Below are 18158 nucleotides of genomic sequence, written 5' to 3'. Positions count from 1 at the left end.
AATCCGCTCCGGCCGAGCAGATCGCTCCAGCCGAGTCCGAGCAACCCCGCAAGAAGCGGCGCAATCAGCAGCAGCAAACAGAATCCGCTCCGGCCGAGCAGATCGCTCCAGCCGAGTCCGAGCAACCCCGCAAGAAGCGGCGCAATCAGCAGCAGCAAACAGAATCTGCTCCGGCCGAGCAGATCGCTCCGGCCGAGACCGAGCAACCCCGCAAGAAGCGGCGCAATCGGCAGCAGATCGAAGCGGCCCCATCGGAACAACCGGCCGAGCAGGCAGCGCCGGCAAACGACAACCAGCCCAACATCAATCCGCGCAAGAAGAAGCAAAAACAGAACCAGCAGATCGAGGCTGCCCCGGCAGAACAGGCTCCGACTGTCGAGCCCGGACAAAAGCCGGGCAAGCGCAAGAAGCCTGCTGAATTGACCGGACCCGCCACGGAGCCGGAAGGCCAGCCGGCGCCGACCAATAAGGAAGCGACCCCACAGGCCCAACCGGCTCCGACCGAGCAGCAGGCCGCTCCCGTCCAGGGCGAACAGCCCCAGGACAAGATCAAGAAACGTGGCAAGAGGCCTGTCGGCGAACAGCCGGTGACAGGAGAGCAACAGCCCTCGACCGGCGAACAGCCTTCGACTGGCCAGGCCGCGCCTGTCCAGGGTGAAAATCCGGTCCAGGGTGAAGCCCAGGCCAATCCGAACGAGGCACCTGTTCTGGACAGCCAGAAGGATGTCTTGCGCAAGCGCAAGGGTGGCAAGGAGCGCGGCCAAAATGCCGGTAAGCAGCAGGGCAACCAGCCCGCCCAGCAGGGCGAGAACCAGGTGGAAGCCCCGAAGCCGGCTCCGGTCGAGGAGGGACCGCCACCTACCGACGACAAGGCGGCCCAGCAGGCGATCAAGCCTGAAAAGATCGTTCCGGTGACGGAGGAAAAGGGCAAGCGTGTCGAGCGTGCGCCGGACATCGAGGATGTTCGCCGCCGTCCGCGCCCCCAGGGCACCAACGTCGTCAGGGAATTCGGCGACCGCGTCATCCTACAGTTCAACAACCAGACGTTCGTCGAAAGCAGCGATGCCCCGCGCATGCATCGTGGCGCCAGGAATGTCTATTATGAGGACCTGTCGGGCGATCGCACCCGGGAAATCGTCGAGCGCGACAATGGTGTCCGGATCGTCACCATCCGCAACCGCTACGGCGACGTCATCCAGCGCTCACGCATCGCGCCCGACGGCCGTGAATATGTGCTGAGCTATGTCGACGAGCGGAACTATGATGATGATGCAGACTGGCGCGACCCGGGCGACGACCTGCCGCCGATGCGCCTTACCATCCCGCAAGAGGAATACATTCTGGATTCCGAAGAGGTCGAGGATCCGGACGACTACTACACCTTCCTCGAACGGCCGCCGGTCGAGAGGGTCCAGCGCCTCTATTCGATCGACGAGGTCAAGCGCTCGGCCCGCGTGCGCGACATCGCCCGCCGCATCGACCTCGACACGCTCAACTTCGAATTCGGTTCGGCCTCGATTTCCGACACCGAGGTCCAGAAGCTGGAGGGTGTTGCCAGCGCCATGGACAAGCTGCTGAAGAAAAACCCGGCCGAGAGCTTCCTGATCGAGGGCCATACCGACGCTGTCGGCACACCGGAAGCGAACCTTGCTCTGTCCGACCGCCGCGCCGAGGCGGTCGCCGAAGCCTTGACCAACGCCTTTGGCATCCCGCCGGAGAACCTGACGACGCAGGGCTATGGCGAGGAGTATCTCAAGGTCAACACGTCGGGACCCAACCGCGAGAACCGCCGCGTCGCCATCCGCCGGATTACCCCCCTGGTAGCGCCGGTGGCCAGCGCCCAATAAACCGCAATGTGAACCGCGCGATTTGATCAACAATTGAATCGCGCGGTCATCAATCTTGAAACGCGCGGTTACCCATCCCAGATTCTGGAAAGGGCGTTCCCTGCCCTGTCCCGACTCCAGCGGGACACACGAGCCCCGCCGGTTCCCCTCCCCGGCGGGGTTTCGTTTTTTTGAAACCTTGCAAACCGCCGCAGCCTGCCCGAAATACGGCGCTCCGACAACGGAGCCCGAATCGCCGCATGAAGCGCCTCGAACTCGCCATCGAATCGATCATTCTCGCCTCGCGCTGGCTGCTGGTCGCCTTCTATCTCGGACTGGGTGCGGCACTTGCCATCTATGCCGTGTCCTTCGGCAACAAGCTGTTCGAGTTCGTCTCCGTCGCCTTCACGCTCGATGACACCGACACCATCCTGAAAATACTCGGCCTCATCGATGCCGCGCTGGTCGCCTCACTGGTGGTGATGGTGATCATCTCGGGTTACGAAAACTTCGTCAGCCGCTTCGATGAAAATGATGGCAAGGTGCATTGGCTGGGCACGATCGATGTCGGCTCGCTGAAGGTCAAGGTCGCCTCGACAATCGTAGCGATCTCCTCGATCCACCTCTTGCAGGTGTTCCTGAACTCGGTCTCCTACACGACTGACCAGCTGATGTGGCTGACCATTATTCATCTGGCCTTCGTTCTGTCGGCACTGATGCTTGCCTATATCGACCGGCTGATGGGTCTTGGCAAAGCCAAGAAAGCCGAAGACTGAGCACGCGTCTGTGCCGGTCTTTTGAGAGATACTTCTGTAGCGAGATACTTTCCGTCAGTAGATACCTTTGATTTTGGTATCCGACCGGCCGAACACCTCGTCCGGCACAAAAAAGTCGCCGGCGAGCGGGCCTGTCGCACCCGGCGCATAGGCCGAGAAATCGCTGACGCCCTCAGCGCGCAGCACTTCTTCGTCAATGTAGAAATTGCCGGTCGCCTCACGCGACGGCCTGACCAGGATGGCGTATGCCGCATCGGCCATGATGTCGGGCGAACGGCTCATCGCCGCCACCGTCGCCCCGCCCAGGAGGTTACGCACCGCCGCCGTGTCGATGGTCGAGATCGGCCATAGCGAATTGACCGCAATGCCGTCCCTGGCGAACTCGGCGCTCATGCCCAGCGTGCACATCGACATGCCGAACTTTGCCATCGTGTAGGCGACATGGTTCTTGAACCACTTGGCCTTCATGTCGAGCGGCGGCGCCAGATTCAAGATGTGAGGATTTTCCGCCAACCTCAAGTGCGGAATGCACATTTTGGAGACGAGAAAAGTGCCGCGCGTGTTGATCTGGTGCATCAGATCGTAGCGCTTCATATCAGTCTCCAGCGTGCCGGTGAGTTGGATGGCACTGGCGTTGTTGACGCAGATATCGATGCCGCCGAACCTCTCCACGGTCTTGGCGACCGCTTCGGCGACCTGTTCTTCATCCCGAATGTCGCACAGCACCGGCAGCGCCTTGCCGCCGGCCTGCTCGATCTCGTGCGCCGCTGTGTAGATCGTCCCGGGCAGCTTCGGATGCGGCTCGGCGGTCTTGGCCGCGATCGTCACATTGGCGCCATCGCGCGCGGCGCGCAGCGCAATCGCCAGCCCGATGCCGCGCGACCCGCCGGAGATGAAAAGCGTCTTTCCCTTGAGCGACATCCTTGCGCCTTCCTTCAACATGAAAGACACGATCCTTGCGCGGCTGAGAACCGCCGCGCAAGGCCCAACACACCGGATGCGGGTTACGCTGCGTCGGCCTTGAGACGAGCTAGACCAGCACCAGGCCCTGCCGCATGGCGATGGCAATCGCATCGGTGCGGTTGGCGGCACCGAGCTTCGTCAGGATCGCTGCGACATGGAACTTCGCCGTATGCACGGAGATGTTCAGCCGCCGCGCGATGACCTTGTTGGGGGCGCCCTCGGCCAGCAGCGCCAGCACCTCGCTTTCCCGCGGCGAAAGCGTCGGCCGGACGATATGCTCGTCAGTCGGTTCCTCTTCGAACCGGTCGCTGTCATGGAAGGTCAAATCGTGATGCCGATCGGATAGAGCATGGCTGTCGCGCGAAATCCGGTAGCCCGCAGCCGCGAGCCGCGCGGCGGCGGCGATCAGCAACTCGTCCGCTTGCACGGGCAGCACGGCAAACACTGTATCGGCCGGCCGTTCGCGGGCCGCTCGCGACGATAGCAGCACGCGAGGCATAGCCGCGTCGACGAGCCCGCCTTGTAGCCCATGATCATCGACGATGGCGACATCCGCCGCCTCACGCCCGTCGACTTCGCCGGCCAGAACCGGCCGCAGATCATCGGTCGCGGCGAGAACGGCGGACAGACTTCGCGCGCGCTCGACGTCACCGAGCGCGATCAGCACCGTCAGCCGTCTGCCAGCGACCTCGCCGCTTACCATCTATCCCTCAGCTCAGTGGCTTTTCACCGATGGTCAGGGAAACCTCACGGTTCTCGCCGCCGCGCACCACGCCGAGTGTGACCAAGGCACCGGCGCTGTCCGGCCCGAGCTTGCGGATCAGCTCGCGCGGGCCATGCACCGTCTCCGCGTTCCACGACACGATGATGTCGCCGAGACTGAGACCGGCTGATTTCGCCGGCCCGTTATCGTCGAGGCTCATCACCATGGCGCCCTGTGTATCACCATTGCGGACCGGATGCAGGCCGGCGCCAAGATAGCCGCGCGCCACATGGCCCTTCTCGCGCAGCGTCGTGACTGCCCGCTCGATCGTTTCGTAAGGCATGACCAGCGCCCGCCGGCGTGGCCCGAACAGCAGCATGCCGATCAGTCCACCCTTGGCGTCGAGCACAGGGCCACCCTCGAAACGGCCGCCGGCATTGACGGCAAGGTTGATGCGCCGGTCGATCGTGCCGCCGCGCATTGAACGCCAGGCCGGGCCGACCTCGCCGACCGTGCCGAAGGTAGCGAGCGAGGTGCCGTCGCTATTGCCCGCCACGACCGCCAGATTGCCCGGCCGCACCGCATCCGCCTTTACCAGTGACGGGGCGCCCGGCGCGCCGGCCGGTTTCAAAACGGCCGTGCCGGTGGACGGGTCGCGGCCGACCAGTTCCGCCTTGACGGCTTCGCCCGAAGAAAACGTCAGCTCGATCTCCTCGCCGGCCTCGACCGCCTCCTCGGCAGTGACGAAATAGCCGTCCCGCCAGTGGAAAGCAGTTGACGTCCGGTGGTGCGTCGCGAAGCTGGCCGTCGCTGGTGCCGCGGCTGCCGCGATGTCGGCAATGGCGTCGGAAAACGTGCTCAGATTGAAATCGCTCATGATTTATCTCCTGGGTTCTTCGTGACCCAGATATCGCCCGGCAGGACGTTGGCGGATACTCGCCTGACGGCTAGTTTGGGCATGTGACTGGCCATCTGGTCAGGTCGCGGCCGGTCCGGCCGCTCCGCACATATAGGCATTGTTCATCTTGTTCCAAACGGAGCCCTCGGATGGCCCTGCCCGCCCAGCAATTGCAATATGACGATGCCCTTCTCGATGCCTATTCGGCGACGGTCGCCGATGCCGTCGACCGCATCGGGCCCGCCGTCTGCCGCATCGAGCGCATCGGTGGCCCGGGCGGCCATGGCTCCGGCTTCGTCATCGCGCAGGACGGGCTGGTCGTCACCAACTTCCACGTCGTCGGCGATGCGCGCAGCGTGCGCGTGTCAATGCCGGACGGCGCCTCCAGGGAAGGCCGCGTGCTCGGCCGCGATCCCGACACCGACATTGCGCTGGTGCGCGCCGACGGCAACTTTGCCGATGTTGCGCCGCTTGGCGATTCCAAGCGTTTGAGGCGCGGCCAGATTGCAATTGCCATCGGCAATCCGCTCGGCTTCGAATGGACCGTCACCACTGGCGTCGTCTCGGCACTCGGCCGCTCGATGCGCGCCTCCACCGGCCGGCTGATCGACGACGTCATCCAGACCGACGCCGCGCTCAACCCCGGCAATTCCGGCGGCCCGCTGGTGTCCTCGGCCGGCGAGGTGATCGGCGTTAACACCGCGATGATCCACGGTGCGCAAGGCATCGCCTTCGCGGTTGCCTCCAACACCGCCAATTTCGTCATCTCGGAAATCATCCGCTTCGGCCGTGTGCGCCGTGCCTTCATCGGCGTTTCCGCCGACACCACCAACCTGCCGCGCCGCGCAGCTCTTTTGTCGCAAGTATCGAGCAGCACGGCGGTGCGCCTGCGCACCGTCGAAAAGAACAGCCCGGCGGCCAAAGCCGGCCTCAGGGAAGGCGACATTATTGCCGCCATCGACGGCCGCCCGGTCACCGGCGTCGACGATCTGGTGCGCATGCTCGACGCCGAGCGAATCGGCCGCGAGACACTGTGCACGGTGGTGCGCCGCTCCGGCATTACTCAGGTCACCGTGATGCCGTTGGCGCGGGCGAGTTAGCGCGCCGCAGCACCCTGCGCATATTGCGCCATAAATTCTGGGCTCGGCGGGATCGGCCTGATCACGTCGATCAGCACGCCGTTGGGATCCCTGGTGATGAAATGGCGCTGGCCGAAGGGTTCGTCGCGTAGCGTTCGCAGGATCGGCAGGCCAACGGCGGTGATCCGCTCATAGATGACATCCGGATCCCTGACCTCGAAATTGATCAGCAGGCCAGATGTGCGGCCCCGCCCTTCCTCCGGGATCGTCTCATGATCGCCCTGGACGATGCCGAGGTTGACGCGACGGTCTTCGGCCGAGCGCAGATGCACGTACCAGTCGGCCTCAAACAGCGGCTTGAAGCCGAAATGCGCAACATAAAAGGCTGCCGTGCCGGCAACGTCGCTCGTCATCAGCACCGGATAATAGCTCGTCGTCCTCATCTTTCCTTCTCCCGGCAAATAACATACAGTCTGCAGGTAAATGGAATTAACATACAGGCTGCATGTATGCAACAAGGATCCGCTCGTCGCTCCAACCGTGATCGCACCGCCGCGACACGCGCCGAGCTCATCGCCGCGGCTCGCAAACTGTTCACCGAAAAGTCCTATGCCGAGACCGGCACACCCGAGATCGCCGCCGCTGCCGGCGTCACGCGCGGCGCGCTCTATCATCACTTTGCCGACAAGCAGGCGTTGTTTGCCGCTGTGGTCGAACAGGAGGCGCAAGCCGTCTCGGAAGAGATCGAACGCGCGTCGCCGCCTTCGCTATTTGCCCGCGATGCGCTGATTGCCGGCTCGGATGCCTATCTGGCTGCCATGCGTGCGCCCGGCCGTACGCGGCTCTTGCTGCTTGACGGCCCGGCCGTGCTCGGCCGCGCCGCCATGGATGCGATCGACAATCGCCATGGCAACCGTTCGCTGCGCGAAGGCCTTGTTACCGCGATGCGCTCGCACTCCATGACGAGACTGCCTGTGGAAGCACTGACCGCGGTGCTCGCAGCCGCCTTCGACCGCGCAGCGCTCGCCATCGAAACTGGAGCATCGATCGAGGACTATCGCGCCGTTCTCATGGCGCTGATCGACGGCCTGTCTCCGGCTCCTCCTCAGGTATCTCACCCGGTTCGAACTCGTTGAAACAGCCTAGCTGGCGCTTGAACTGGTCGATCAGCCAGGCGGCCGCCGGTTTCGGGCTGCGATCGGCGCGGTGCATGGCATAGAGCGGCGAGCGGACTTCGCTGTAAGGCTCGAGATCGAGTTCGACGAGCCGGCCGGTCGCCAGATCATCGGCAATCAGCCATCGCGGCAGCCCGCCCCAGCCCAGCCCCTCGCGCATCAGCACGTGCTTGGTGCGCACATCCGTCAGCCGCCAGGTGCGGTAGGCGAAGACGCCATAGTCACGCCCGCGCGTACGCTCGGACTGGTCCGAGACGACCAGTTGGATGTGTTCGCGGACATCCTCTAGCGCCACTGGTCTAGGCAGCAGCGCCAGGGGGTGATCAGGCGCTGCGGCTGGCACCAGGGAGAAGAAGCCGATGCGAAGCAGATTCACGTCCGTCTCACCCAGAAGCCCCCCGATGCCGAGATCGGCCTGTCCGCCGACAACATGATCGAGGATAAGGCCAAGCGAGCCGATATGCAGACGCAGCGTCACGGCCGGGAACTGCGCCTCGAATGCCTTTAGCACCCGAACCAGCACCGGCGACGGTAGCGTCACGTCGACCGACAGCGTAACTTCCGCCTCCAATCCCTGCCGGTATCCGTCGACACGCGAGCGGATGCGTTGCAGCACGCCGACCATGCGCCGCGCATCTTCCAGCGTCGCTTTGCCGACATCGGTCAGTTGCGGTTCACGCGTGCCCTCGCGCTCGAACAGCTTCAGCCCGAGCTGCGCTTCGAGGTTGGCGATGGCGTAGCTGATCACCGATTGCGCGCGATTCAATTTGCGCCCGGCAGCCGAGAAGGAGCCGGTGTCGGCCACCGCAACCAGGATCTGCAGTTGGTCAAGGGTCGGGTTAGGCTGCATCGTTCAATCCACAATTTAGATGGATCATATACAAAATATACCAGTTTTTCAAATGGGTCTGCGCACACATATTTGCCGGGAGATTTTAATCCAACCCTGGAGACCCATCATGTCGATCCTTCTTGTCACATCCAGCCCACGCGGCGCCGCCTCGCACTCGACCCGCATCGCCACCGAACTCGCCGAAAAGCTGCTTGCCGCCAATCCCTCGGCCAAGCTTGTCGCCCGCGACCTCGTCGCCAACCCGCTGCCGCATATCGATGCCGATTATGCGACCGGCATCTACACGCCGGCCGAAGCGCGCACCTCGCGCCAGGCTGAAGTCGTTGGCGTCTCCGATGTCGTGCTGGACGAACTGTTCGCCGCCGATTCGGTGATTCTCGCCACCGGCTTCATCAACTTCAACATCTCCTCGACGCTGAAGTCCTGGGTCGATCACATTGCCCGTTCCGGCAAGAGCTTTGCCTATGGCGAGAACGGCCCCAAGGGGCTCGTCACCGGCAAGAAGGTCTACATCGTACTGGCTTCGGGCGGCATCTATTCCGAAGGTGCGGCCGTGCAGTTCGATCACGCCATTCCCTACCTGCGCAGCGTGCTTGGCTTCCTCGGCATGACCGATGTCGAGGTCATCCGCATCGAAGGAGTCGGCATGGGCGCCGATGCGGTGGCAGCAGCGCTGGCCAAGGCCTCGACAAAGGTCGACGCCATTGTGGCCGCGACCGGTAATGCCGAGCGCGTCGCCACCGCGGCGTAAAGCGTCAGCATCGTCTGAATTGTACAAGGGCAGGCGCCCGGCGCCTGCCCTTGTTGTCGTTGGCGACAACCTATTGTGGTGGGCCACACAACCGCCATTGGTTATTCCGCTTGTCTGCGCTATCGGTCGCGGATGTTCCTTTCCGTTGCCACAACGCACCGTCCGGCCACCGATCTCGGCTTCTTGCTGCACAAGCATCCGGATCGTCTGCACGAGACCGACCTGTCTTTCGGCAAGGCGTGGCTGTTCTATCCCGAGGCAACCGAAGAGCGTTGCGAGGCTGCACTCCTGCTCGATGTCGATCCTGTGGGCCTGGTGCGGGGCAAGGGCCAGGCAGAGGGCCTGCTTGACCAATATGTGAACGACCGGCCTTACGCAGCATCATCCTTCCTGTCGGTGGCGCTGAATAAAATGCTGCGGACGGCGATGACCGGTATATCGAAGGAGCGCCAGGAACTGGCCGACAGCGAACTGCCGCTGGAAGCCGTGGTTACGCCACTGCCAATGCGCGGCGGTGAGGTTCTGGTTCGAAGTTTGTTCGAACCCTTGGGCTGGACAGTCGATCTGACGCCAATCGAAGGAATCGGGGGTGTTGCAGGCGAGCCCCGATACGGCCATCTGAAGCTGACCGGCACGGGCCGGCTCAGCGCCTTGTTGAACCACCTCTACGTGCTGATCCCGGTGATGGACGATGCCAAGCATTATTGGGTCGGCGAAGCAGAGATCGACAAGCTGCTGTCCAAAGGCGAAGGCTGGCTGGAAAATCATCCGGCCAAAGACCTGATCGTGCGCCGCTATCTGGGCAATCGCAGGGCCTTGACCCGCATCGCCCTGGAGCGGCTGGCTCCCGAGACGTCTGGCGAGGCACGACCTGCCGAGTTGCGCGCCACGCCCGAGGAAGCGCTTGAGACGCCTATCCGGCTCAACGATCTGCGCATGGACGCAGTTGTCCACGCCATTCGGGCGACGGGAGGAACCACGGTTGCGGATCTGGGATGCGGTGAAGGTAAGCTGCTCGACAGGCTGGTGCGCGAGCGATGGATCCACAAGCTGTTCGGTCTGGATCCGGCGGCGCGCGAACTGGAATGGGCCGCAAAGCGTCTCAAGCTGAACGAATTAGGCGGGCCGCCCGAGGCCCGGGTCACGCTGCTGCATGGATCGCTGACCTACCGGGACAGCCGTTGGGCCGCAGCCGACGTCGCCGTTCTGGTCGAGGTCATCGAGCATCTCGACGAGGACAGGCTGCCCCTGGTCGAACGCATCGTTTTCGGTGAGACGGCGCCCAAATCCGTCATCGTGACCACTCCGAATGCGGACTACAACGCTCTGTTTCCAAGACTGGTCCCTGGCGCATTTCGCCATCCCGATCACCGTTTCGAATGGAGCCGGGCTCAGTTCCAAGCCTGGGCGGCCAAAATCACCGAGATCTATGGCTATGCAGCCACCTTCAGCGGTATCGGAGCCGAGGACCCGACCCTCGGCGCCCCCACACAGATGGCGGTGTTCACCCGATGAGAGAACCCGATAAGACCAACCTCACCATTCCTGACTTCGCCCTCGTCGTGCTGATCGGCTCGACCGGATCGGGCAAGTCGACTTTCGCCGCCAAGCATTTCCTGACGACCGAGATTATCTCCTCGGACCAGTGCCGGGCGCTGATCTCCGACGACGAAACCGACCAGGACGTCTCTGCGGATGCCTTCGACCTGGTTCGCGAAATAGCCGGCAAGCGGCTCAAACACCGCAGGCTGGCCGTCATCGACGCCACCAATGTGCGAGCCGCCGACCGCAAGGCCTGGATTGAGCTGGCGCGCAAGTGGCACGCTTTGCCGGTCGCCGTGGTCCTCGATCCAGGCGTCGAGGTGTGCGTCGCACGCAATGCGGTGCGAGCCGACCGGCCGTTCGGCGCCGGGGTCGCCCAGCGCATGACAACCGAGATCCGCAAGGGTCTTGGCGGCCTCCAACGCGAGGGCTTCCGCCAAGTCTGGAAGCTTACCAGCGAGGCCAGCATCGACGCGGCCGAGGTGTCGCGACAGCCGCTGTGGACCGATAAGCGCGACGACCATGGCCCGTTCGATATCATTGGCGACATCCACGGCTGTTCGGATGAGCTTCATATCCTGCTCGCTCGATTGGGCTACAGCATCGTCTGGTCTGAGCATCAGGGCGACCGAACGGTCACCGTGGTTCCACCAGAGGGCCGCAAGATCGTCTTTGTCGGCGACCTCGTCGATCGCGGCCCCAACTCGCCCAACGTACTCCGCATTGCCATGAGCATGGTCGCGGCTGGAACGGCTTACTGTGTCCAGGGCAACCATGAACGCAAACTCAGCCGCTGGCTAGAAGGCCGCAAGGTCACGGTCGCTCACGGCCTCCAGCAGACTGTCGATCAGCTAAATGCACAGGACCGAGGCCTGCGCGAGGCGCTGCCGGCCTTTCTCGACGGCCTGCGCAGCCATGTCTGGCTCGATGGCGGAGGCCTCGCCGTCGCCCATGCCGGCCTCAAGGAAGAGATGATCGGACGCGGTTCCGGCGCTGTGCGCGAGTTCGCTCTGTACGGCGAGACCACAGGCGAGACCGACGAGTTCGGGCTGCCCGTCCGTGCCGACTGGGCTGCGGCCTATCGTGGCAAGACGGCCATTATCTATGGACATACGCCCACGCTATCGGCCGAATGGGTCAACAACACCCTGTGCATCGACACCGGATGCGTATTTGGCGGCAAGCTGACGGCCTTGCGCTGGCCGGAACGCGAACTGGTCGAGGTGTCGGCAATCGAGACCTGGTCGGAGCCGATACGTCCGCTGGGCGGGTCCGGTCCCGGTAAATCGGCACAGGCCGACGCCGACGGCGTGCTCGATTATCAGGATGTCTCCGGTCGCCGTTGGATCGAGACCGGACTGAGGGGCCGGATTGTCGTGGCCGAGGAGAACGCGTCGGCAGCACTGGAGGTGATGAGCCGCTTCGCGCTCTCGCCGCAATGGCTGATCTATCTGCCGCCGACCATGTCGCCGTCCGAGACCAGCAGCCAGGACGGCTGGCTGGAACGTCCGGAGGATGCCTTCGCTTACTTCCGCGAGCGCGGCGTTGCGCAGATCGTGTGCGAGGAGAAGCACATGGGTTCGCGGGCAGTGATCGCGCTCTGCCGGAACGCGCAGGCGGCACGCAGCCGCTTCGGGGTCCCTGGCGACGAAACCGGCGCAATCTGGACCCGCACCGGACGCTCCTTTTTCAATGACACTGCCATGACGGAGGACCTGCTCGCCCGTCTTCGCACCGAGGTCGACGCGGCGGATCTGTGGAAGGAATTGAACAGCGACTGGCTGCTGCTGGACGCCGAGATAATGCCTTGGTCGGCCAAGGCCGGCAGTCTGATCGAAAGCCAGTATGCGCCTGTGGCCACATCCTCTGCCGCCGGTCTCAAGGCCAGCAGCGAGGCGCTGGCCCGTGCGATGGCGCGCGGCGTCGATGCAGCCGGCCTGAACGCACGCCTTGAAGACCGGGCCGTCCGCGCAGCCAAATACGCCACCGCCTGGGCACCCTACGTATGGCCAGTTTCGGGCGTCGAGGACCTTAAGGCCGCGCCTTTCCACCTGCTGGCCAGCGAGGGACGTGTTTGGTTTGACCAGGACCATGTCTGGCACATGTCGCTCGCGGACCGTCTGGCTGCCCGTGGCGGCGTGGTCACGCCGACTCGATGGCGTATGGTTGATCTGGCCGACGGCAGCGCGTGTGCCGAGGCCGTCGCCTGGTGGGAAGCGCTGACTGGCTCAGGCGGCGAAGGCATGGTGGTCAAACCATGCGACTTCGTCAGCCGTGGCAAGAAGGGGCTCATCCAGCCGGCGCTGAAGGTCCGCGGCCCGGAATATTTGCGCATCATCTATGGTCCCGAATATGACGCGCCCGACAATCTCGTCCGCCTCCGAGAACGCGGCCTGGCCGGCAAGCGCAGCCTGGCGCTCAGAGAGTTCGCGCTTGGCCACGAAGCGCTAACGCGATTTGTCGCCAAGCAGCCGCTACGCCGGGTTCACGAGTGTGTCTTCGCCGTGCTGGCGTTGGAAAGCGAGCCAATCGACCCAAGGCTGTAGTAGCCGATCTATCCGAAGATCTTCTCGCCTTGCTCGTCGACCAGCTGGATGCCCTTTTTGATCGAGATGTCGACAGCGTCATCAAGCCCGGCAAAGCGGTCGGCGCGGATGAATTTGTGCTCCTTCATCACGCCGTCGATCTCCTTCGAAACCACGCCGCAGGTCTGGTACTGGCCCTCCGCCTTGTAGGGCGTGGCGCTGATCAAAAATCCCTTGTGCTCGATCTGCTTTGCCGGCGCCGCTGTCTTTGGCTCGGCGGCTTCGTTGCCTCCGCCGAAAAGACGCTTCAGAAAAGACATGGGGTATCCTCCAACGGCAATCATCCTGCACCACATAGCGCGGTGCAGGATGATTTTCAGTACCGGTCCTTGGCCGAGCGGGCAAGGGCCGCAGCTGGCTTGGCACTCAGAGGTCAGTCGCGCGACAACGCTTCCAACGCCTCTGCGGCAGCTTCCAATATGCTGATTGCCTCGGCCTGCTTTGCTTCAGGCGCATCGACGATTTCGCCGAGCGCGGCGCGCAGCCGGTGGCGCACGGCGCGAAACTCGTCGCGCTTTTCCGAGCGGCCGCGGCCGCGCCGGCCACCGTCGCCGTCATCGTTCCAGCCGAACCAGTCGCGCGCCTTCGCCATCTTGCGGCCGAAGCGCTCGAGATGTTCGAGCACGTGGTCGATCATCTCGCGATTTTCGTTGAGGTGCGCCTGCCCAGCCTCGGTGATTGAAAACACCTTCTTGTTGCCTTCCGCCGTAGAAACGGCGTAGCCGGCCTCTTCCAGGAAGGTCAGCGTCGGGTAGACCACGCCGGGGCTCGGGCTGTAGAAGCCGCTGGTGCGCTCCTCCAGCGCCTTGATGATGTCATAGCCGTGCCGCGGCGCCTCGGCCAGCAGCGACAGCGTGATCAGCTTGAGATCGCCGTCGGCCAGCATGCGCCCGGCGCGGAACATGTCGCCCGGCCCGCCGCGTCCGCCGCCTCTCATGCCATGCCCGAACGGACCAAAGCCGCCGCGCCCACCGAACTTGCCGGCCATATGCATGAAAACGCGCTCGGCGTGTTCGCCAAAACGATGATGCTCGAAATGATTGTCTTTGTGCATTGTCTGCTCCTTGAGTTATGTCTTACGATATATCTCAACTAAGTGCCCGCCACGGTCGAGTCAAGATATATCTTACGATGTATCTGAAAATGGCACCAGCAGGATTGATTTCGCCAGCGAGGGCAGCTAGAGGGTGCATGAGGGCCGAAGGCCGCTCCGTAAGCGTCTGTGAAGCAACGCATCCACCCCGGTCGTTCCGGGCAGTTACGCCGACAATACCGGCGAATGGATGCAAGGCGACGAACCGGATGCTTCAGGGAAATCCAAATGACCATGAAAACCCCCCGCAGCAAGCTGCCTGCGCGCTATGCCGCCGTGCTCGGCCCGCTGGTGCTGTCGTTGCTGATGACGTTCATCGTGTCGTTCATCTCGACACTGAAAAGCCTTGGCTTCCAGCCCGACATGCTGGCCACTTGGCTGACGGCTTGGGGCCTGTCCTGGCTGGTGGCCTTTCCGACGCTGCTGCTGGTGCTGCCGGCGGTGCGCCGTATCGTTGGCTGGCTTTGCGAGCCCGTGGCTCGATAGCAGGGCACGCGAAAGGCCTGGAAACAATCTCCGGACCTTTCGGTGCGGAGCGAATAATACCCGTTACCAGCGGCCTTTGCGCCGGTTCCAGGCATAGAGCAGATCGGCAAAGCGATCATAGCCATAGCGCGTCAACGGCAGTGCGCCGGGATTGCCGAACAGCGTTGCGAGCCAGCCTTCGCCGGGCGTCGTCCGCCATACAGCAATGGCAACATCGGCGCCGGCCAGCAATTTGCCGTCGGCGTCGATCGCATGCAGCCGGCGCCGGATGTCCTCCAGCCCGATGCCGTATCCGGCCAGCGCCGCCGGTTCGGCATTGATGTCGCGAAATTCGATCCGCCCGGCCTTGACCGCCTCGATCAGCCGCCGCTTCTGCCGGCTGATACCGGCATCACAGACCGGACAGCGCGTATTATACCAGACGGTCAGCAGAGGCTTGCTCATCTTTCGAAACGGCACCAGAGGACACGCACGGATTATCCGAGAAATGCCGTTGCGCCGCAACGTGACACGATACCGGCGGAATGGCCGGTTTCGCTGATCCAGGTCGCCCAAAGGGTACGCAGCGGTTTTACGATAACGACATGCATAAAAAGAAGAGCTTAAGCGCGTCGCAAAGGCCGTTCAGCGCGACGCGCTTCAGGCGCCGCGGCTCAGCCGAGCGAGGTGATGATCTCGCGATAGGCATCCTCCGGGAAAGCCTTGAGCGTCCGAGTCCTGACGTTGCCAGCCGTCGCCAGCATTAACGAGAAACGAGCCAGGACGGCATCGTCGGGCGCTTCGAGCACGGCCACCATGTCGCAATCCCCCATGGTGAGATAAAATGCCTTGAAGGACCCGCCCATGTCTCCCAGCAGCTTCTTGGCGGCATCGAGCCGCTTCGGCGATTCGCGCACGTTTTTGGCGCCTTGCTCCGTCCAGTTGATCAGCACGATGTAAGTTGTCATGCCACACCTCCCTCCGGTGCCACGGAGCACGGCGTCCAACTGCCGGGGCGGGCATCCGGGTTTGTCGCCCAGAGAATGCGTCCGTCGCGGAATTATCCTCTCGTAGGGCACGACACGCAAGAGCGGCGCGTTCAATCGTGATCGCCTGTGCCCAAACGGAAAAGGGCGCCACCGGCGCCCTTGAAACTGCTTATCCGTCACCCGGCCTCAGCTGTCGAGGAAGCTTCTGAGCTTGCGCGACCGGCTCGGGTGCTTGAGCTTGCGCAGCGCCTTGGCTTCGATCTGGCGGATGCGCTCGCGGGTGACCGAGAACTGCTGGCCGACCTCTTCAAGCGTGTGGTCGGTGTTCATGCCGATGCCGAAGCGCATTCTGAGCACGCGCTCTTCGCGCGGCGTCAGCGAGGCCAATACGCGCGTCGTCGTCTCGCGCAAATTGGCCTGGATCGCCGCGTCGATCGGCAGGATCGCCATCTTGTCCTCGATGAAGTCGCCAAGATGCGAATCCTCCTCGTCGCCGACCGGCGTTTCGAGCGAGATCGGCTCCTTGGCGATCTTCAGCACCTTGCGCACTTTTTCCAGCGGCATGGCGAGCTTTTCCGCCAGTTCTTCCGGCGTCGGCTCACGGCCGATCTCATGCAGCATCTGGCGCGAGGTGCGCACGATCTTGTTGATCGTTTCGATCATGTGCACCGGAATGCGGATGGTGCGCGCCTGGTCGGCGATCGAACGGGTGATCGCCTGCCGTATCCACCATGTCGCGTAGGTCGAGAACTTGTAGCCGCGGCGGTATTCGAATTTGTCGACCGCCTTCATCAGGCCGATATTGCCTTCCTGGATCAGGTCGAGGAACTGCAGGCCGCGATTGGTGTATTTCTTGGCGATGGAGATGACGAGGCGCAGATTGGCCTCGACCATTTCCTTCTTGGCGATCGCGGCTTCGCGCTCGCCCTTCTGCACCTGGTTGACGATCTTGCGGAATTCCTGGATCGAAATCGCCGTCTCGGTGGCGAGGTTCTGGATCTCGGCGCGCAGGTCGCGGATGGCGTCCTTCTCGTTCTTGGTGAATTCCTTCCAGCCGCGCGAAGTCAAATTGCCGATCGAGCGCGTCCAGTTCGGATCGAGCTCCGAGCCCTGATATTCCTTGAGGAATTCCTCGCGGCGCACGCCATAGCTTTCGGCCAGCCTGAGCAGCTTGCCTTCGTTCTGCACCAGGCGCTTGTTGATGTCGTAGAGCTGCTCGACCAGCGCCTCGATGCGCGCCGTGTTCAAGGACAGCGACTTCACCGCCTTGATCAGCTGGTCCTTCAATTCCTTCAGCCGGCGGTCCTGGCTGGGCGACAGCGTGCCCGCGGCAGCCAGCCGGTTCTCGACCTGCTGGTCCTGCAGCTTGCGCAGTTTCTTGTAGGTGTCGGCAATGACGTCGAGCGTCTCCATCACCTGCGGGCGCAGTTCCGCTTCCATGGCCGCCAGCGACAGGCTCGCCTCGTCATCGTCTTCCTCGTCGTCGTCCACCAGGCCACGGGTGTCGCCGCCGACATTGGTGATGTCGTCCTCGTCCTCGCGCGAACGGCGCGACTTTTCCTCGGTCTTGGCTTCCTCGATACGCTCGACAACCGGCGCCTGCTTGGCCTCCGGCCCGGCATAGGTCGCCTCGAGGTCGATGATCTCGCGCAGCAGGATCTTCGATTCGTTGAGCTCGTCACGCCAGATGATGATGGCCTGGAAAGTCAGCGGGCTTTCGCAAAGGCCCGCGATCATCGTCTCGCGGCCGGCCTCGATGCGCTTGGCGATCGCGATTTCGCCCTCGCGCGACAGAAGCTCGACTGAGCCCATCTCGCGCAGATACATGCGGACCGGATCGTCGGTTCGGTCGGTCGGCTCTTTCTTGGTCGTGGTGGCGGCGACGGCAGTGCCGGTCTGCTCGGCCAGCTCGTTGGCGTCTTCCTCGGCGTCAGCGGCGGTATCGGCGGCTTCGGGCTCCTCGCCCTGCTCGTCGTCCTCGACCACGTTGATGCCCATGTCGGAAAGCATGGCCATCGTGTCCTCGATCTGCTCGGAGGTCACTTCCTCCGAGGGCAGCACCGAATTCAGCTCGTCCATGGTGACATAACCGCGCTTCTTGGCGGCCTTGATCATCTTCTTGACAGCATCGTCGGAAAGGTCGAGCAGAGGGCCATCGGTCGCGGCCTCGCGTTCGGTCTCGACTTCTTCCTTTTCTTTTGTCGCCATAGTCTTTATTTTCTCCAAGCGGCTGAGTATCAAAGCCGCGTAAGCTGCCGGTCCGGTCAAATTGGATGCGCTCCTTCCAGAACGCGCTTTACCGGGCCAGTAACTGCATCTCTCGTTAAGTCCAGATTAACCCTGATATCTGTGGCAAGCTGACTGCCTGTCCAGTGATCAGTACCTTACATCGCTGCATTCCCGTCGATGCCGGGGCGGGTTAACGTTTCGAATCGACCTGATTCCGCCATTCTGCCGGAA

At 63.1% G+C, this 18158-nt stretch carries 18 protein-coding genes; 8 read left to right on the top strand and 10 right to left on the bottom strand.

The features are described from left to right. Both NKI24_RS08940 and NKI24_RS08935 read left to right on the top strand, forming a co-directional pair. A partial coding sequence (locus NKI24_RS08940) for an OmpA family protein (RefSeq protein WP_502901438.1) occupies positions 1 to 1847 on the top strand: 1847 nt, incomplete at its 5' end. Between the two features lie 239 nt (positions 1848 to 2086). Further along, a complete protein-coding gene (locus NKI24_RS08935) occupies positions 2087 to 2602 on the top strand; it encodes a TIGR00645 family protein (protein ID WP_352450730.1) in 516 nt (171 codons plus the stop codon). A gap of 54 nt (positions 2603 to 2656) precedes the next feature. On the opposite strand, the gene NKI24_RS08930 is transcribed toward NKI24_RS08935, so the two are convergent. The 3 genes from NKI24_RS08930 to NKI24_RS08920 all read right to left on the bottom strand — a co-directional run bounded on the left by NKI24_RS08930 (position 2657) and on the right by NKI24_RS08920 (position 5145). Next, a complete protein-coding gene (locus NKI24_RS08930) occupies positions 2657 to 3523 on the bottom strand; it encodes an SDR family oxidoreductase (RefSeq protein WP_352450797.1) in 867 nt (288 codons plus the stop codon). A 109-nt stretch (positions 3524 to 3632) separates the two neighbouring features. Further along, the gene (locus NKI24_RS08925) at positions 3633 to 4268 is read right to left on the bottom strand and encodes a helix-turn-helix transcriptional regulator (RefSeq protein ID WP_352450729.1); all 636 of its coding nucleotides are present in this window, start codon (positions 4266 to 4268) and stop codon (positions 3633 to 3635) included. 7 nt (positions 4269 to 4275) lie between these two features. Then, positions 4276 to 5145, bottom strand: a complete 870-nt coding sequence (locus NKI24_RS08920; protein WP_023678283.1) for a S1C family serine protease — start codon at positions 5143 to 5145, stop codon at positions 4276 to 4278. Between the two features lie 170 nt (positions 5146 to 5315). Between NKI24_RS08920 and NKI24_RS08915 the strand changes: the two genes are divergently transcribed. Continuing rightward, complete coding sequence (locus NKI24_RS08915; protein WP_023678284.1) at positions 5316 to 6266, top strand: S1C family serine protease; 951 nt, start codon at positions 5316 to 5318, stop codon at positions 6264 to 6266. Here NKI24_RS08915 and NKI24_RS08910 read toward each other — a convergent pair. Then, entirely contained in the window at positions 6263 to 6688 is a 426-nt protein-coding gene (locus NKI24_RS08910) for a VOC family protein (RefSeq protein ID WP_352450728.1), read from the bottom strand. The genes NKI24_RS08915 and NKI24_RS08910 overlap by 4 nt on opposite strands. Before the next feature lie 66 nt (positions 6689 to 6754). On the opposite strand from NKI24_RS08910, the gene NKI24_RS08905 reads away from it, so the two are divergent. Further along, entirely contained in the window at positions 6755 to 7381 is a 627-nt protein-coding gene (locus NKI24_RS08905) for a TetR/AcrR family transcriptional regulator (protein ID WP_352450727.1), read from the top strand. Here NKI24_RS08905 and NKI24_RS08900 read toward each other — a convergent pair. Beyond that, positions 7314 to 8270, bottom strand: coding sequence for a LysR family transcriptional regulator (locus NKI24_RS08900; RefSeq protein WP_352744553.1), 957 nt, complete (start codon positions 8268 to 8270; stop codon positions 7314 to 7316). The two genes, NKI24_RS08905 and NKI24_RS08900, sit on opposite strands and share 68 nt — an antisense overlap. Positions 8271 to 8379: 109 nt before the next feature. On the opposite strand from NKI24_RS08900, the gene NKI24_RS08895 reads away from it, so the two are divergent. From NKI24_RS08895 to NKI24_RS08885, 3 genes are all read left to right on the top strand, one after another. Further along, a complete protein-coding gene (locus NKI24_RS08895; protein WP_352705392.1) occupies positions 8380 to 9024 on the top strand; it encodes an FMN-dependent NADH-azoreductase in 645 nt (214 codons plus the stop codon). A 132-nt stretch (positions 9025 to 9156) separates the two neighbouring features. Next, the gene (locus NKI24_RS08890) at positions 9157 to 10539 is read left to right on the top strand and encodes a 3' terminal RNA ribose 2'-O-methyltransferase Hen1 (RefSeq protein ID WP_352744550.1); all 1383 of its coding nucleotides are present in this window, start codon (positions 9157 to 9159) and stop codon (positions 10537 to 10539) included. Then, positions 10536 to 13112, top strand: coding sequence for a polynucleotide kinase-phosphatase (locus tag NKI24_RS08885; protein WP_352450724.1), 2577 nt, complete (start codon positions 10536 to 10538; stop codon positions 13110 to 13112). Before NKI24_RS08890 ends, NKI24_RS08885 begins: the two co-directional genes overlap by 4 nt. 8 nt (positions 13113 to 13120) lie before the next feature. On the opposite strand, the gene NKI24_RS08880 is transcribed toward NKI24_RS08885, so the two are convergent. Continuing rightward, a complete protein-coding gene (locus NKI24_RS08880; RefSeq protein ID WP_023678291.1) occupies positions 13121 to 13411 on the bottom strand; it encodes an HlyU family transcriptional regulator in 291 nt (96 codons plus the stop codon). Between the two features lie 113 nt (positions 13412 to 13524). Beyond that, the gene (locus NKI24_RS08875; RefSeq protein ID WP_352744547.1) at positions 13525 to 14205 is read right to left on the bottom strand and encodes a PadR family transcriptional regulator; all 681 of its coding nucleotides are present in this window, start codon (positions 14203 to 14205) and stop codon (positions 13525 to 13527) included. Positions 14206 to 14472: 267 nt separating this feature from the next. Here NKI24_RS08875 and NKI24_RS08870 point away from each other — a divergent pair, with 267 nt between their 5' ends. After that, positions 14473 to 14730 (top strand): DUF2798 domain-containing protein, encoded by a 258-nt coding sequence (locus tag NKI24_RS08870; protein WP_031212108.1) that lies wholly within the window; start codon positions 14473 to 14475, stop codon positions 14728 to 14730. Positions 14731 to 14793: 63 nt separating this feature from the next. Here the strand turns inward: NKI24_RS08870 and NKI24_RS08865 are convergent, their stop codons facing one another. From NKI24_RS08865 to rpoD, 3 genes are all read right to left on the bottom strand, one after another. Continuing rightward, complete coding sequence (locus NKI24_RS08865; protein ID WP_352450721.1) at positions 14794 to 15174, bottom strand: thiol-disulfide oxidoreductase DCC family protein; 381 nt, start codon at positions 15172 to 15174, stop codon at positions 14794 to 14796. A 209-nt stretch (positions 15175 to 15383) separates the two neighbouring features. After that, positions 15384 to 15677, bottom strand: coding sequence for a GYD domain-containing protein (locus NKI24_RS08860; RefSeq protein WP_352450720.1), 294 nt, complete (start codon positions 15675 to 15677; stop codon positions 15384 to 15386). Positions 15678 to 15884: 207 nt separating this feature from the next. After that, positions 15885 to 17906, bottom strand: a complete 2022-nt coding sequence (gene rpoD / locus NKI24_RS08855) for an RNA polymerase sigma factor RpoD (RefSeq protein ID WP_023678297.1) — start codon at positions 17904 to 17906, stop codon at positions 15885 to 15887. Positions 17907 to 18158 lie beyond the last annotated feature (252 nt).

Origin of the sequence: Mesorhizobium sp. M0701, assembly GCF_040320365.1 — a bacterium.
In the GTDB taxonomy this organism is placed as follows: Bacteria; Pseudomonadota; Alphaproteobacteria; order Rhizobiales; family Rhizobiaceae; genus Mesorhizobium.
This window is presented reverse-complemented; position numbering and strand designations above follow the sequence as displayed.